General features: G+C 62.5%; 15 protein-coding genes. 9 read left to right on the plus strand and 6 right to left on the minus strand.

Annotated features, from left to right (window positions below):
* Positions 1-117: 117 nt before the first annotated feature.
* Positions 118-822, plus strand: a complete 705-nt coding sequence (locus C9I57_RS14975) for a glutathione S-transferase N-terminal domain-containing protein (protein WP_107151472.1) — start codon at positions 118-120, stop codon at positions 820-822.
* Positions 823-881: 59 nt separating this feature from the next.
* On the opposite strand, the gene C9I57_RS14980 is transcribed toward C9I57_RS14975, so the two are convergent.
* Positions 882-1,880, minus strand: a complete 999-nt coding sequence (locus C9I57_RS14980; protein ID WP_107151473.1) for an NAD(P)H-binding protein — start codon at positions 1,878-1,880, stop codon at positions 882-884.
* 101 nt (positions 1,881-1,981) lie between these two features.
* On the opposite strand from C9I57_RS14980, the gene C9I57_RS14985 reads away from it, so the two are divergent.
* Entirely contained in the window at positions 1,982-2,878 is an 897-nt protein-coding gene (locus C9I57_RS14985) for a LysR family transcriptional regulator (RefSeq protein ID WP_107151474.1), read from the plus strand.
* Between the two features lie 74 nt (positions 2,879-2,952).
* On the opposite strand, the gene C9I57_RS14990 is transcribed toward C9I57_RS14985, so the two are convergent.
* The gene (locus C9I57_RS14990) at positions 2,953-4,134 is read right to left on the minus strand and encodes a fumarylacetoacetate hydrolase family protein (protein WP_107151475.1); all 1,182 of its coding nucleotides are present in this window, start codon (positions 4,132-4,134) and stop codon (positions 2,953-2,955) included.
* Between the two features lie 127 nt (positions 4,135-4,261).
* Between C9I57_RS14990 and C9I57_RS14995 the strand changes: the two genes are divergently transcribed.
* Positions 4,262-5,017, plus strand: coding sequence for an IclR family transcriptional regulator (locus C9I57_RS14995; RefSeq protein WP_107151476.1), 756 nt, complete (start codon positions 4,262-4,264; stop codon positions 5,015-5,017).
* Positions 5,018-5,060: 43 nt separating this feature from the next.
* On the opposite strand, the gene C9I57_RS15000 is transcribed toward C9I57_RS14995, so the two are convergent.
* The 4 genes from C9I57_RS15000 to C9I57_RS32775 form a co-directional block, all read right to left on the minus strand.
* The gene (locus C9I57_RS15000) at positions 5,061-6,014 is read right to left on the minus strand and encodes an ABC transporter substrate-binding protein (protein ID WP_107151707.1); all 954 of its coding nucleotides are present in this window, start codon (positions 6,012-6,014) and stop codon (positions 5,061-5,063) included.
* 34 nt (positions 6,015-6,048) lie between these two features.
* On the minus strand, positions 6,049-7,056 hold the full coding sequence (locus C9I57_RS15005; RefSeq protein WP_223258717.1) for an ABC transporter permease: 1,008 nt from the start codon (positions 7,054-7,056) through the stop codon (positions 6,049-6,051).
* 58 nt (positions 7,057-7,114) lie between these two features.
* The gene (locus tag C9I57_RS15010; protein ID WP_107151477.1) at positions 7,115-8,674 is read right to left on the minus strand and encodes a sugar ABC transporter ATP-binding protein; all 1,560 of its coding nucleotides are present in this window, start codon (positions 8,672-8,674) and stop codon (positions 7,115-7,117) included.
* A 307-nt stretch (positions 8,675-8,981) separates the two neighbouring features.
* Positions 8,982-9,125 (minus strand): hypothetical protein, encoded by a 144-nt coding sequence (locus tag C9I57_RS32775; RefSeq protein ID WP_181321850.1) that lies wholly within the window; start codon positions 9,123-9,125, stop codon positions 8,982-8,984.
* A gap of 333 nt (positions 9,126-9,458) precedes the next feature.
* On the opposite strand from C9I57_RS32775, the gene C9I57_RS15015 reads away from it, so the two are divergent.
* The 6 genes from C9I57_RS15015 to C9I57_RS15040 all read left to right on the plus strand — a co-directional run bounded on the left by C9I57_RS15015 (position 9,459) and on the right by C9I57_RS15040 (position 15,741).
* On the plus strand, positions 9,459-10,472 hold the full coding sequence (locus C9I57_RS15015) for an ABC transporter substrate-binding protein (RefSeq protein ID WP_107151478.1): 1,014 nt from the start codon (positions 9,459-9,461) through the stop codon (positions 10,470-10,472).
* Positions 10,473-10,558: 86 nt separating this feature from the next.
* Positions 10,559-11,353 (plus strand): ABC transporter ATP-binding protein, encoded by a 795-nt coding sequence (locus C9I57_RS15020; protein WP_018440280.1) that lies wholly within the window; start codon positions 10,559-10,561, stop codon positions 11,351-11,353.
* A gap of 29 nt (positions 11,354-11,382) precedes the next feature.
* Complete coding sequence (locus C9I57_RS15025; protein WP_107151479.1) at positions 11,383-12,240, plus strand: ABC transporter permease; 858 nt, start codon at positions 11,383-11,385, stop codon at positions 12,238-12,240.
* A 106-nt stretch (positions 12,241-12,346) separates the two neighbouring features.
* Positions 12,347-13,744, plus strand: a complete 1,398-nt coding sequence (locus C9I57_RS15030) for a sensor histidine kinase (protein ID WP_107151480.1) — start codon at positions 12,347-12,349, stop codon at positions 13,742-13,744.
* Positions 13,741-14,415, plus strand: a complete 675-nt coding sequence (locus C9I57_RS15035; protein ID WP_107151708.1) for a response regulator — start codon at positions 13,741-13,743, stop codon at positions 14,413-14,415. The genes C9I57_RS15030 and C9I57_RS15035 overlap by 4 nt, the downstream gene beginning before the upstream one ends.
* A gap of 171 nt (positions 14,416-14,586) precedes the next feature.
* A complete protein-coding gene (locus C9I57_RS15040) occupies positions 14,587-15,741 on the plus strand; it encodes a porin (protein ID WP_181321851.1) in 1,155 nt (384 codons plus the stop codon).
* Positions 15,742-15,814 lie beyond the last annotated feature (73 nt).

Here is a 15,814-nt window from a genome sequence, read left to right on the forward strand (position 1 = left end):
GTGGATCGACGCAGACCTTGGCCTAAGCTTTCGGCGTGCTGCGGCGCACCCCGCTTTACCTCCGCACCACAATGTTGCACGATGGAGCCTTTCGAATTGCGGTGAACCGAGTAAACAATGAGTGATCTGTCCGATTTCCCCATTACGCGCAAATGGCCCGCGCGGCATCCTGACCGTATCCAGCTTTACTCGTTGCCTACGCCGAACGGTGTCAAAGTTTCGGCCATGCTCGAGGAAACGGGATTGCAGTACGAGCCGCACCTGGTCAGCTTCGACACGAACGATCAGATGTCGCCCGAGTTTCTTTCGCTCAATCCGAACAATAAGATCCCCGCGATCATCGATCCGAACGGTCCCGGAGGCAAGCCGCTCGCGTTGTTCGAATCCGGTGCCATTCTGCTGTATCTGGCCGACAAAACCGGGCAGTTCATTCCGAGGGACGACGCGGGCCGTTACGAGACCATTCAATGGCTGATGTTCCAAATGGGCGGTATCGGCCCGATGTTCGGGCAAGTGGGCTTTTTCCATAAGTTCGCGGGCAGGGAGTATGAGGACAAGCGCCCGCGTGATCGGTACATCGCCGAGTCGCGCCGTTTGCTCAACGTGCTGGAAGGTAGGCTCGAGGGGCGCGCGTGGATCATGGGCGAGCAATACACGATCGCCGATATGGCGACCTTTCCGTGGGTGCGGAATCTCGTCGGTTTTTACGGGGCGGGTGATCTCGTCGGCATCGCCCATTTCCCGAACGTGACGCGCGCGCTGAATGAATTCGTCGCGCGGCCCGCCGTGACGAGAGCGATTGACATCCCCAAGCGCGGTTGACCGGCAGCGGTTGCCATCATTCGGGACGCCGTACGCTTGCGAGCGCCCCGAGGTGCTCGCTATGGAGCGGCCTCGTCAGTCGCGTCCTTCGCTACCCTATCTGGAATGCACCCCATGGAGCGAAGCGTGGCATCGACCGCTTCGTTCCACGCCGTATGAGGTTCCGCGCCGAGTATCCGTATGAGTCTGGCGTTATCCATATGGATCGGCGTTTGCCAAAGGTAGCGCATCTCGCGTAATTCACTCAGGAGTACCGAGAACTTCGATAGCAGCGGCAACGCCCACCAGGGGAACGGGCGTACCTTTGCCGGTCGGCCGATTACGTGCCGGATCGCTCCGAGCATCCGCGTGCCGTCGTCGTCCCAGTGGCCTTTCATGTGGAAGACGGCAAACTTGTCGAGGGCGTCTTCACGCTCGATCAGCCTCACGATCGTCTCCGCTACGTCCGGGATGTAAGCCCATTGATGCCCGATGCCTTCAGCGCCAGGATAGGTGATCGTGCGCACTGGTTTGCCAGGTTTGAGCATTGCTCCGGAAAACCAATTGCTGCCGGAGTTCGGCCCGAAGAAATCGCCCGCGCGCACGACGAGGCTGCGCACGCCTTCCTCGGCCGCCGCTCGCAAGCGGGCTTCCAATTCGACTCGAATTCGGCCCTTGCGCGTGACAGGCCGCTGTGCCGATGCCTCAGTCGGAAGCGGAAAAGCGTCGGGGCCGAAGTTATAGACGGTTCCCGGCAGCACGATGCGCGCGCCCGACCGACGCGCGGCCGCGATGGTGTTGTCGATCATCGGCAGCACTAGTCGATCCCAATCCCGATAACCGGGCGGATTGACGGCGTGGACGATCAGCGCCATGCCGTCGGCTGCCATCGCGACGTCGCAAGCGCTCATCGCGTCGCCGCGCCGCCAATCGAACCCCTTGTTGCGCACCGGTAGCGCTTCGGGGTTGCGGTGCAGGGCGCGCACTTGCCAGCCCTGCGCTGATAGACGCCGCGCGAGTTCGCCGCCAATTCCGCCTGTTGCGCCGAGTACGAGCGCGGTTCGCTTCAAGTCTGCCATTTCGGTCTCTCCGCTGATGAACGGGATGGATGGCGGGCATTTTGGCTTCGCGTATGGTTAAATGGAATTGTTTATCATGTGCGTCTGCTATTCATTTTTGTATGGATAACTCGGATCCTGGCTGGGAGCTCTACCGCAGCTTTCTCGAAGTCATCCGTGAAGGCTCGTTGTCGGGCGCGGCGCGCGCTCTTGGGCTCACGCAGCCCACTGTCGGCCGGCACATCGATGCGCTCGAGCGGGCGCTCGGCTTTTCATTGTTCGTTCGGACGCAGCAAGGTCTGAGTCCGACTGAGGCCGCTCTCTCGTTGAGTCCCTATGCCGAATCGCTCGAGGCCGCGAGCGCGGCGCTTCTGCGTGCCGCGTCGGGCCACGGCGCCGGGATACGCGGCACGGTGAGAATCACGGCAAGCGAAGTCGTTGCCGTCGAAGTTCTGCCGCCTATCCTTGCCGACCTAAGGGGCTCGCATCCCGAGCTCGACATCGAGCTGGTGCCATCGAACCGCTTGACGGATCTGCTGCGGCGCGATGCCGATATTGCCGTGCGGATGCGGCGGCCCGAACAAGGCGTTCTGATCGCGCGCCACATCGGGGGAATCGAGCTTGGCGTCTACGCGCATCGCCAATATTTGCGCCGCAAAGGCACGCCTGCGACGCTGGACGATCTGGCCGGGCATGCGCTGATCGGCTACGACAGGGAAACGGCCTTCCTCCGCAGCGTAAAGGATCAGCTTCCCTGGATTCGGCGCGATCGCTTCGCATTGCGGACCGACAGCGATCTGGCCGGGCTCGCCGCGCTGCGCTGCGGCTTTGGCATTGGTTTTTGCCAGGTTGGGTTGGCCAAGCGGGATCGGGCGCTCGTGAGGCTCTTTGGCGACCAAGTCAGGATGGAGCTCGATACATGGGTGGCCATGCACGAGGACCTGCGAGACAGCCCTCGCTGCCGAGTGACTTTCGATGCGCTCGTGGCTGGGCTCTCGCGATATGTGAATGAGGACTGAACGACTGCGTCACCTGCGCAAAAACACGGGTAGCTGTGTCCGGACCGCAGTCGTTCGCTGCTCGCAATGCGAAATCAGCCGCGCAGCAAGCCCCGTCGACCCAGGTTCCGATAAAGCGCTCTGACGCCGAACGTCCAATGCGGAATTTCGGTCGAGCGCTGCACGGTGTTGACGAGCGCACCGAGCGTCGGTGTCGAAATCGTCACGACGTCGCCGAGATGATGGGTGAATCCGGCGCCGGGCGCGTCGCGATCCTTGATCGGCGAAAACATCGTGCCGAGAAACAGCATGAAGCCGTCCGGGTACTGATGGTGAGGGCCGCAAGTCTGCGCGACGAGGTCGGCCGGATCGCGGCTGATCTCGGTCATATGGCTCACGCCTTCGAGCACGAAGCCGTCGTCGGCGCCGTCGATCCGCAGGGACAGGCTCGCACGGCGCACGGTATCAAGCGTGAACCGCTCGTCGAAGAGGCGAACGAACGGGCCGATCGCGCACGAACCGTTGTTGTCCTTCGCTTTGCCGAGCAGTAGTGCGGAGCGACCCTCGATGTCTCTCAGGTTCACGTCGTTGCCGAGCGTCGCGCCGACGATCCGTCCCGCGTGATTGACGGCGAGCACGATCTCGGGCTCAGGGTTGTTCCATACCGATGTCGGATAAAGTCCCACCGCCGCGCCGAGTCCGACAGACGACATCGGCTGCGATTTCGAGAATACTTCGGCATCCGGCCCGATGCCGACCTCCATATATTGCGACCATGCGCCGCGCCGCTCGAGCTCAGCCTTGAGCTTCCCGGCGGAGTCGGAGCCCGGTTTGATCTTTGCGAGGTCCGTGCCGATGAGCTCGACGAGGAGCCTCCGAACCTCCTCTGCCTTGGCCGGATCGCCGCCTGCCTGCTCCTCGATCACACGCTCGAGCAGACTGACGGCGAACGTCACGCCGCAGGCCTTGATCGCTTGCACGTCGCAGGGCGCAAGCAGACGGAGGCCTTCCTGCGTCTCGCCGGCGGCAAAGCTCGCATTTACCCAGTCGGTGACGGGGCCAAGCGCTTCTCCGCGCGCGTTACGCGCGATATCGAGCGCGTCGTCGCGATCGAAGAGATCGGCGGTGGTCGGCGTGATGGCCGTGATGTCGAAAACTTCACCGCCGCGGACGACGACGACGGAAGGACCATCGACAGGGGCGGGGCGCCAGGCGCGCCCCACCAAAATCGCTTGGTCGAGGTCGTCCGGCAGGCATGAAAGAGGTGCGGGTTGCATGGCGTTGGCAATCGAAATGAAGAAGATTCGACGATCCTAGCCATGCGAGTGCACGGTGTCCACGATATTGATAAGTTATCCAATATGCTGGACACTCACGCGATCAAGCGGCCTGCGAGAGCAAACGATGACGACGAGGAATACCTATGATGTCCCGGCGCTGCGGCGCGCGCACGATGTGCTGATGGTGCTCGCGCGGGCGTCGAAGCCGGTGCGTGCCTCGACGCTCGTGCAGGCGACGGGTTTATCGCGCAGCACGCTCTACTTGCTGCTCGACTCGCTCGAGAGCCGTCATTGGGTCGAAAAGCGTGGCGACGGCTACATCGTCGGCGTGAAGCTTTTCGAGCTCTGCAGCGCCTATGTACGGCACGACGGGCTGCAGGCCGCGTTCAGAGACGAGGCGAGCGCCTACGTCGCGGCCCATAACGAGGTCGTGCAGCTTGCCGTGCTCGATGGCGCCGAAGTCGTCTATATCGCGCGCGAAGACGCGCAACGTCCGGTGCGGCTCGTCTCCGACCTCGGCTCGCGGCTACCCGCGCATTGCTGCGCGCTCGGCAAGGCGTTGCTCTCGAGCCTGCCGGATCAGGAAGTGTCTTCATTGCTGCCGGATCGCCTCGCGGCGATGACGCCGAACACGACGACTCGCCGCGGCGCATTACTGCGCGAGCTCGCGGGTATCCGCGCGTGCGGGCTTGCAACGGAGCGCGAAGAGGTCAGCCTCGGCCTCGCGTGCTTCGCGGCCTATGTGGGCGTGACGCCGCTCGGGAAGCGGGTCGCGGTCAGCACGAGCGTGCCGCTCGAGCGGCTCGATGCACGCCGCGAAAAGCAAATCGCCACGGCGATAGCGCGCGTGGCGAGTCGGATTGCCGCGACGTTGCAGTGAATAGGGCAGGGCGGCTGCGGTGAGCCGCCGTCGCCCGTCAAAATCACTTGTAGAGAACGGCTGCGATCTTCGGATCGTCGATGTTGGACTTGTCGTACCAGTAGAAGCCCGTATCGATCTTCTTCGGCAGCTTTTCTCCCTTCAGCGCCTCGACGGCCGCTTTCACGGTTTCATACCCGATGCCGATCGGATTTTGCGTGATGGCGCCGGCTTCGACGCCGTCCTTGATGGCATCGATTTGCTGCTGGCCGGAGTCGTAGCCGATCACGACGACCTTGCCCTTCATGTTCATTTCAGTAACGCCCTTCACGACGCCGATCGCGGACCCTTCGTTCGTGCCGAAGATGCCCTTGAGATGCGGATGCGAAGCGAGGATCGACTTCGTCAGATCGTCCGATTTCAACTGATCGCCGCCGCCGTACTGAATGGTGACGATCTTGATCTTCGGATACTTCTTCTTGATCTCGTCGACGAAGCCGTCACGACGATCGATGCCGGTGCGGCTCGTCTGGTCGTGCGCGACGACGGCGACCTCGCCCTCGTTGCCGATCAACGCAGCCATCTTATCCGCGGCCAATGCGGCTGCTGCCTTGTTGTCCGTGGCGGCGGTGGTCAGCGGAATATTGCTGTCGACACCCGAGTCGAATGCGATTACCGGAATTTTCTGCGCTTGCGCCTTCTTCAAAAGCGGAATGGCGGCCTGGCTGTCGAGCGCGGCAAAGCCGATCGCGTTCGGCTTGCGCGCAAGGGCGGCAGACAACATATCGATCTGCTTGTCGACCATTGCCTCGGTTTCGGGGCCTTCGAAGCTCACTTTGACGTGGTATTCCTGCCCGGCTTTTTCGGCGCCTTGCTTCACGGCTTGCCAGAACTGATGCTGAAACCCTTTCGAGACCAACGCGACATACGGCTCGGCCGTTTGCGCCCACGCGCCGCTCGTCATGCCAAGCGCGAGCGCCATGCCGACCGCCGCGCCAATCAGTGTTCGCTTCTTCATCTTCATGTCTCCTCTGGTTAAAACGAATTTCGCCTTACCGCTGCTTGCGCCGGCGCAGCATGTCCATATAGACGGCCGCGATGATGATGGCACCGGTCACGACGATTTGCCACTCCTGCGCGACCGACATCACGCGCAATCCGTTGACGAGCACGCTCATGATGAACGCGCCGATCATCGTCCCCGTGATCGTGCCCGTGCCACCCGAAAGCGAGGTGCCGCCGATCACCACGGCCGCGATCGCGTCGAGCTCGTAGCCCTGTCCGAGCGCGGGCTGCGCCGAGTTCAGCCGCGACGCGATGAGCAGGCCCGCGACGCCGCAAATGCAGCCGCCCACGCCGTAGACCGCGATCTTCCACCCGTCGACGTTGACGCCCGACAGTCGCACCGCTTCTTCGTTGCTGCCGAGTGCAAAGGTATAGCGGCCGAACAGCGTCTTGTTGAGGACGACGGAGGCGGCAATCGCGAGCAGAAACAGAATGAGCACGGAGTTCGGAATCGGCACCGAGGGGATCAGCATGCCGATCAGCGAATCCTGCGAGATGCTCGTGAATCCGGGCGTGTCATTGAAGTAAATCGGCCGCGTGCCCGAGATGACGAGGGCGAGGCCCTTCGTCAGCATCATCATGCCGAGCGTCGCGATGAAGGGGGGAATCTTGAGCTTCGCGACGAGAAAGCCCGACGTCGAGCCGACGAGCGCACCGAAGAACAGCGCGGCGAGCACGCCGAGGTACAGGGGCATGCCCCAATTGGTCAGCACGACGCCCGTCATGACGGCGCAAAACGTCATCAGCGTGCCGACGGACAAGTCGATGCCGCCGGTGATGATGATGAACGTCGAAGCGATCGCGAGCACGCCGTTGACGGCGGTTGCCTGCAGGATGCTGACGAGGTTGTCGGTTTGCAGAAAGTCGGGCGACGCTATGCCGAAGAAGACCATCAGCAAGACGAGGCTCGCGAATGCAAGCAGCTTTTGCCGCGCGCCTGCATGGAAGAGTTTGCCGGCGATTGCCGTGACGCTTCGCCCGCGGCCGATCGGCATGGTCTGATCGGCGGGGGGCAGTGGATTCGGTGTGTTTCCCATGTTCGATACCGTGGAGTTACTCGGTGACTAATGACTCGCGTTGGGTGGCGAGCTGCATGATTTTTTCCTGCGTCGCTTCGCCGGCGGCAAGCTCGCCCGTGATGCGGCCTTCGCACATGACGAGCACGCGGTGGCTCATGCGGAGGATTTCGGGCAGTTCCGACGAAATCATCACGATAGCCTTACCTTCCGCCGCCAGGGCGTCGATGAGCTTGTAGATTTCGCTTTTCGCGCCGACATCGATGCCGCGCGTCGGCTCGTCGAAAAAGAGAATGTCGCAGTCGCGCAGCAGCCACTTCGCGATGACGATCTTCTGCTGATTGCCGCCTGAGAGCAGTCGTACTTGCTGATGGATCGAAGGCGTCTTGATGCGCAACTGGCTGACGTAGCGCTCGGCCGCTTGCTGGATCGCCCGCTGATCGAGGAACATGCCGAGCGAGACGAATTCGTTCATGCTCGATAACGCGACGTTGGCCTTCACGTCCATGCCCGTTGCGAGGCCGAATTGCTTGCGGTCCTCGGAAAGATAGCCGATGCCGTGACGGACGGCGTCCTTGGGCGAGCCGATCGAGACTTTGCGGCCGCGCACGTAAATATCGCCGCTGTCCCTTGGGTCGGCGCCGAACACCGCGCGCGCAAGCTCGGTGCGGCCCGCTCCCATCAAGCCGGCGAGCCCGAGGATTTCTCCACGGTGCAAGCGGAAGCTCGCGTCCCTCAGTGTCGTCCCGCGCGTGATCCCCTTGACCTCGAGCAAGATCGCATCGTCGGACTTTTCCGCGACATGGCTCGGATGCCTCGGCGCGGTATCGAGCTGGCGTCCGACCATCATGCTGATGATCGTTTCGACAGGCGTGCTTTCGGCGGGCACGGTCGCCACGTACTGGCCGTCGCGCATGACGGTGACGCGGTCCGCGATCCGCTTGAGCTCGTCCATCTTGTGGGAGATGTAGATGATGCCGACGCCCTCGGATTTGAGTTGGCGGATGATCCGAAAGAGGTCTTCGATTTCGGCATCGTTGAGCGCGGCGGTGGGCTCGTCCATGATCAGCACGCGCGAATGGAACGAAAGCGCCTTCGCGATCTCGACCATCTGCTGCTTCGCCACCGTCAAATCCCCGACCAGCGTGCGCGGATCGAGCTTCAGCCGCATGCGCTCGAAAATTTCGGTGGCTTGGCGATTGAGCTCGCGCTCGTCGATGAAGACGCCGAGGCGTCCTCTCGGCTCGCGGCCGATAAAGATGTTCTGCGCGGCCGACAGATGGTTCATCAGGTTCAATTCCTGATGAACGATGCCGATGCCGAGCGCCTGCGCGCTGCGCGGATCAGGGATATCGACGGGTTTGCCGTCGACGAGAATCTCGCCTTCGTCTTTCTGATAGACGCCTGCGAGCACTTTCATCAGCGTCGATTTGCCGGCGCCGTTTTCGCCCATCAGCGCATGGACTTCGCCGGAACGCAGCTCGAACTGGCAGTTGTCGAGCGCACGCACGCCCGGAAACGACTTGCTCAGGTTGCGGATCGACACCAGCGGACGGCGAGAGCGATCGCCCTCGCGGTTTACTGCCTCCTCAGTCATCTCTCTCTTCCTGTTCTGGACCGTGTTCAGCGTGATCCGAGAGTTTGGATGAAACGTTTCAACAAACGTTCCGGCGTGAGACTAGTTGGCGGGCTTGTCGATGTCAACGTTCCACGACTTAGGATTACCACTAGTGTTGTGCCCCACGAAGACTTGGCTTGGCGACCGCGGCCCCCCTTCTTGCGGCATCGGGGTATCGGTTCAAATATAAACAAAATATTTATAGATGAAGCATCGGGTGTCAAGCGCGACGACGTCCGGGTTTTCCCGGCCAGCGCTTCGAAGCGGAGCAAGGCGGCGTGCTAACTCAAATTGCATTGCGCGCTTCGCCGATTCGCTCTTTTTCGCTGTAGGGGCAGATAGAGAAGCCTGTCGTCACCAGCACGAGCGGTTCGGCGCCGACCCCGGAGATCGCGACGGCACACATGGCGATCGCCGCGAGCGCCGCCACGACAGCGAGGCTGCGGCGCTCGGGACGAGAGTTCGAGCGATGGCTGCGCAGCCGGCTGCCGATTCTGCGCGGGGAGGATAGTCGTTATACTCCGCGGCTGCTCACAACATGGTGTCAGCAACGTCAGGAGACGAGGCCGTGGCGGCGTGTTGGGCCGATTGCCGCGCCCGGTCCCTGATCGGAAGCACGTCGCCTCGCGCAGGCGTCAAGTCATGGAAATCCCGGATGACGAGGCGCTTCGTGTGAAAGCGTGAAGAAGGATTCGGCTCTCTAGAATCCAGCCATCAATCCCCGGCCGCACGCTCAAGGCCTCGATAACAAAGGAGACGTTAGATGTATCCGACCTTCAAGAAAATGCGCACCCTCGCTCTCGCCTCGATGGTCGTCGCCGGCCTCGCGTCGCAGCACGCCGCCGCGGCCGACGATGGCAAGATCACGATCATGGTCGGCGGCATTACGAAGCTCATCTATTTGCCGGCGAAGCTGACCGAGCAACTGGGCTACTTCAAGGACGAGGGGCTCAATGTCGAACTGCTTTCTCAGCCGGCCGGTGTCGATGCCGAGAATGAACTGCTGGCGGGCGCCGTCCAGGGCGTCGTCGGCTTCTACGACCACACCATCGACCTGCAGACGAAGGGCAAGGACGTCGAGGCGATCGTCGTATTCGGCCAGGTGCCGGGCGAAGTCGAAATGGTCTCGACAAAAGCCGCCGATTCGATCAAGTCGATGGCCGACGTCAAAGGCAAGACGCTCGGCGTGACGGGCCTCGGCTCCTCGACGAGCTTCCTTACGCAGTACCTCGCGCACAAGAACGGCATCGAGTCCTCGCAGTACACGATGCTGCCGGTGGGCGCCGACGCGAGCTTCATCGCGGCCGTCAAGCAAGGGCGCATCGATGCAGGCATGACGACGGAGCCGACCGTGTCGAAGCTAGAGAAGACGGGCGACGCGAAGGTGCTCGTCGACATGCGCAGCGTCGACGGCACGAAAGCGGCGCTCGGCGGTACCTATCCCGCGTCGAGCCTTTACGTGCAGTCGGAATGGGTGAAGAAGCACCCCGACGACGCGAAGAAGCTCGCCCATGCGTTCGTGAAGACGATGCAGTTCATCCATTCGCACAGCGCGGAGGACATCGCCGCCAAGATGCCGGCCGACTATCAGAAGGACAAGGACCTTTACGTCGGCGCATTGAAGGCTTCGCTGCCGATGTACACCGCCGACGGCAAGATGCCCGCCGACGGCCCCGAGACGGTGCTGAAGGTGCTGTCGGCTTTCAATCCGTCGGTGAAGGGCAAGCATATCGACCTCGCGCGCACGTACACGAACGAGTTCGTGAGCGCGAAGTGACGTAACAGGGTGGCGCGGGCGTCTCGCCCGCGTCGCCGCCGCGGTGCCGCGTTCGTCGGCACCTCTTATTTCGCTGGGTTTTCTATATGAACCACGTTACCAAAGACGCACCGGTCATCGAGTTCCGCTCGGTCTCGTGCCGGTTCATCTCGCCCGACGGCAAGGCGACGATCGCGCTGCGCGATTTCAGCATGTCCGTCGCCAAGGGTGAATTCATTGCCATCGTCGGCCCCACGGGCTGCGGCAAGTCCACGACGCTCAGCATGATCACGGGCTTGCTCAAGCCTACCTCCGGCGAGGTGCGCGTCATGGGCTCGCCCGTCAACGGCATCGACCCGCGCATCGGTTTCGTGTTTCAAGCCGACGCCGTGTTTCCGTGGCGCTCGGTGCTCGACAACGTCGCGGCGGGTCCGCTCTTTCGCGGGCGCTCCAAGGCCGCCGCGTATGACGAGGCGCGCGATTGGCTGCGCCGCGTCGGTCTCGAGAAGTTCGAGCGCCACTATCCGCACCAGCTCTCGGGCGGCATGAGAAAACGCGTCGCACTCGCCCAGACTTTCATCAACAAGCCCGAAATCCTGCTGATGGACGAGCCTTTCTCGGCGCTCGACATGCAAACGCGCACGCTGATGCAGGACGAATTGCTGCAACTCTGGTCGGCCAACGCCGGCTCGGTCGTCTTCGTCACGCACGATCTCGAGGAGGCGATCGCGCTTGCCGACCGCGTCTTCGTGCTGACCGCGCGCCCCGCGACGCTCAAGAAGGTCTACGAGATCGACCTGCCGCGTCCGCGCGTGACCTCCGAGATCCGCTACGATCCGCGCTTCATCGAAATCTCGCGCGACATCTGGCACGATCTGCGTGAAGAGGTGCAGATCGCATGACCCGACTCGACTCAACTGGAACATTGAAGATGGCAACCCTTGATCATGCTCGGCCGGCAAAGAACGATGCATCGCTCGCCGAAGTGGAACGCATCGCGCAACGCAAGCTCAAGCTACGGCATGCGCTCGTGATCGCGCTGCGAATTCTCGTGCTCGTCGTCGTGCTCGGCGGCTGGGAACTCGGTGGGCGCTTCAAGTGGATCGACCCGTTCTTCTTCTCGATGCCCTCGCTGATCTTCGCGCAGATCGTCGACTGGTTCGTCAACGGCACCTCGCAGGGGCCTTTGCTGGTGCAAGTCTGGGTCACGCTCGAAGAGACGATGCTGGGCTTTCTGATCGGCGCGGTGGGTGGTATCGTCTGCGGCGTCGTGCTCGGCCGCAATCAGCTGCTCTCCGACGTATTTAGCATTTACATCAAGATCGCCAACTCGATTCCGCGCGTCGTGCTCGGCTCCGTGTTCGTGATCGCGCTCGGCCTCGGCATGGCCTCGAAGGTGGCGCTCGCCGTCGTCATGGTGTTCTTCGTCGTGTTCGGCAATGCCTTCCAGGGCGTCCGCGAAGCGGACCGCTACATGATCGCGAATGCGCAGATTCTCGGTGCTTCGAAGCGGCAGCTCACGACGTCGGTCGTCATCCCCTCGGCCCTGTCGTGGATTCTCGCGAGCCTGCACGTGAGCTTCGGCTTCGCGCTCGTCGGCGCCGTCGTCGGCGAGTTCCTCGGCTCGAAGCAGGGTATCGGCCTCTTGATCTCGACGGCGCAAGGCGCGTTCAATGCGAGCGGCGTCTTCGCGGCGATGATCGTGCTTGCCGTCGTGGCACTTTCGACCGACTATCTGTTGACTGCACTAGAGAAGCGCCTGCTGAAATGGAGACCCGCCGCCTTCTGAGTTTGTCCGGCGACGCTGAGAAAACGATCGGCCCGCGCGCGATGGCACCACGGCAACCTGCCGGCCACGCGCGCGGCCGTTTGCATATGCGCGCGAGGAGGGCACGATGATGCCGAGCCTGCGCGCGCGCCTGCTGCTATGGGTGTTGTTGCCGCTTGCCGCGTTCGTTTTCTTGACGGCGTCGCAGGCGTACGAAGCGGCGCGGGAAACCGCAAGCCTCGTTCAGGACAATGCGTTGCTCGCCTCGGCGCGGACGATCGGCGAAGACGTCGGCTGGCAAGACGGAGTGCTGGTCTCCGACATTCCGCCCGCGGCGCTCGAGATGTTCCAATCGCCGTATGGCGATCGGGTCTTCTACAAGGTGGCCACGGTAGACCGTCTGCTCGGCGGCTCGCCCGATTTGCCGCTGCCTGCGCGCGCGACGGGCTTTCCCGTGTTCTACGACACGACGATAGACGGAGAGCCGATTCGCGCCGTGGCCTACCAGAGGCATCTCTACGACTCGGGGAGGGCGTACCCGGTGACGGTCGTCGTCGGCAAGACGGAGGCCTCGCGTGAAGCCATGGTGCGAACGCTCTGGCGTCCGCAATTGATCCGTCAGGCGACGATGCTCGCCCTCGCTGTCGCGCTCGTGCTGATCGGCCTGACGAAGGAGCTCCGCCCGCTGATGAAATTGAAGGACGATGTCGCGGACCGCGAGCCGATGGAGCTGGAGCCGATCCGCGTTGCTCATCTGCATTCGGAGTTGCGGCCGATCGTCGATGCCATCAATCGATGCATTGCGCGCCTGAAGCTGCATGCGACGCGGCAGCGCCAGTTCATCGCCGATGCGGCGCACCAATTGCGCACGCCGTTGACACTGCTCGAAACGCAGGTGCAGTACGCGTGCCAGCGCGAACCCGTCGACCCGGCCGTCGCCGAAGCGCTTTTGGGCATTCGCCGCACGAGCCGCAACATGATCGATATGACCAACCAGTTGTTGCTGCTCGCGCAGGTGGAGTCCGATGCGCCTGCCGCCGCGCAGCAGCCTGTCGATATGGCCGCCGTCGTTTCCGCCGTGCTCGAGGAGCTTCTGGCGGCCGCGCTTCGGCGCGGCATCGATCTCGGCGCCGAGCTCGGTGACGGGCTGCTCGTCGCCGGCAACGAAAATTTGCTCGGGGCGCTCGTCGCGAATCTCGTCGACAATGCGATTCGCTATACGCAGGAGGGCGGTCGCGTAACGGCGGCCTGCCGACGTGAGGACGATACGGTGATGCTGGAAGTGATCGACAATGGCCCCGGGATTCCCGCGGAGAACCGCGAGCATGTCTTCGAGCGTTTCTATCGCGGGCGGACCGATGTGGAAGGCACGGGGCTCGGGCTCGCGATCGTGCGGCACATCGCGCAATCGCATGGGGGAAGCGTGACGCTCGCGCCGGGACCGGGACGCGTCGGGCTCGTCGCGACGGTCCGCTTGCCGGCGTGGCGCGAGGCGGACGCCGCGGCGGCGGAGGGATCGGCTTGAGACTTTTACTCGTTGAAGACAGCGCCGAGCTTGCGCATTGGATCGTCAACCTGCTGCGCAGCGAAAACTTCGCGGTCGATTGCGCGCCCGACGGCGAAACCGCCGACGCGATCCTCTCGACTCAGCGTTACGACGTCGTGCTGCTCGATATGCGCTTGCCGCGCATGAGCGGCAAGGACGTGCTCGCTCGTTTGCGGCGGCGCGGCGACAATGCGCCGGTGTTGATGCTGACGGCGCACGGCTCGATCGACGACAAGGTCGATTGCTTCAGCGCGGGAGCCGACGACTACGTCGTCAAGCCGTTCGATGCGCGCGAGCTCGTCGCGCGCATCAAAGCGTTGATCCGCAGGCAGTCGGGCGGCAAATCGAAGGCGCTCGTCTGCGGCGATCTTCACTACAACACCGATACGCGCGAATTCAGCCACCACGACGTACCGCTCGTGCTGCGCCGCCGCGAACACGCGATCCTCGAGACGCTGATGCTGCGCCACGGCAAGACCGTGTCGAAGTCCGATCTGATGGAAAGCGTATACAGCCTGGAAGACGAGGCGAGCACCGACGCGATCGATATCTACATCCATCGGCTGCGCAAGCACCTCGCTTCGTCGTCCGCGCAGATCATGACGCTGCGCGGGCTCGGCTACATCCTGCGCGCGAAGGAAGATGCGTAGTCGAACGTCGCCGTTAGCGACATCAGTGATATCACTTAGTTGTACTAACGATCCGCGAAAGCGGCGTGAAGGATTCACCCCCGTAGCATCGTCTCCGTTCCGTTCCTAGCCGGGACCGGCGGTCACTCGAAGCTCAGTGCCGCCGCTCAAACAAACAGAAGTTTCCATCGAATGGTTGAGGAGACGAAGGTGAAGAAGACCTATCGTACTTTGGCGGTCGCAGCGGGTGCGTTGGCGACGGCAAGCGTCGCGCACGCGCAGTCGAGCGTGCAGTTGTATGGGCTCATCGATATGAGCTTCCCCACTTATCAGTCGCACGCGGACGCGAACGGCAATCACGTTGTCGGCATGGGATTCGGCGGTGAGCCGTGGTTCAGCGGCAGCCGGTGGGGCTTGAGGGGTGCCGAGGATATTGGCGGCGGCTCGAAGATCATCTTCACTCTCGAGAGCGAATACGTCGTCGCGAACGGGCAGGGAGAGGACCTCGACAAGAACCAGTTGTTCGACCGCGACGCGTGGGTGGGTATCGAAAACCCGACGATCGGTAAGCTGACGGCCGGTTTCCAGAATACGATCGCGCGCGACGCCGCGGCGATCTATGGCGACCCTTACGGCAGCTCGAAGTTGCGGTATGAAGAGGGCGGCTGGACGAATTCGAACAACTTCAAGCAGATGATCTTCTACGCGGCGGGGCCGACCGGCACTCGCACGAGCAATAGCATCGCGTGGAAGAAGTTGTTCAACAACGGCATTTATGCGAGCGCGGACTACCAATTCAGCAACTCGACGCAGTTTGCCAACGGTTCCGCTTATCAGGTCGCACTGGGTTACAACGGCGGCCCTTTCAATGTGTCGGGGTTCTATAACCACGTCAATCACCTCGGGTTCACGAATCAGACTTGGTCGATCGGCGGCAACTATACGTTCGGCATCTTCCGGTTCAACACGGGCTACTTCCACTACCTCGGAGAGCAAGGCGCGCTCGCCGACCGGCACGACGACGCCTGGACCGTTTCGTTCAAGATTGCACCGAAGGGCGCGCTCGACTACGAGCTCGGCTACCAGCAGATGCGCGTGCATGACGCCGCTTACACCAGCGACGGCTTCATCCCGAACGCGAACATGGGCACGCCCGATCTGACCACGGGCCTCCATAACGGCTTCAAGGAAACGCTCTACGGTTCGATCTTCTATCACCTTTCGAAGCGCACCGAGCTCTATCTCGCCGGCGACTACATGAGGCTGCACGGCGGCTACACGGTCAGCTCGACGAACGGCGCGACGAACCAGGTCGAGCTCACGACGGGTATCCGTACACGGTTCTAACCGGCCAGGCAGACTTCGAGACGAGCTGTCGAAAGACGGCAATGACAGGCGGCGGCGAACCTATTCGCCCGCC

The sequence above is a fragment of the Trinickia symbiotica genome, from assembly GCF_003028655.1.
GTDB lineage: Bacteria > Pseudomonadota > Gammaproteobacteria > Burkholderiales > Burkholderiaceae > Trinickia > Trinickia symbiotica_A.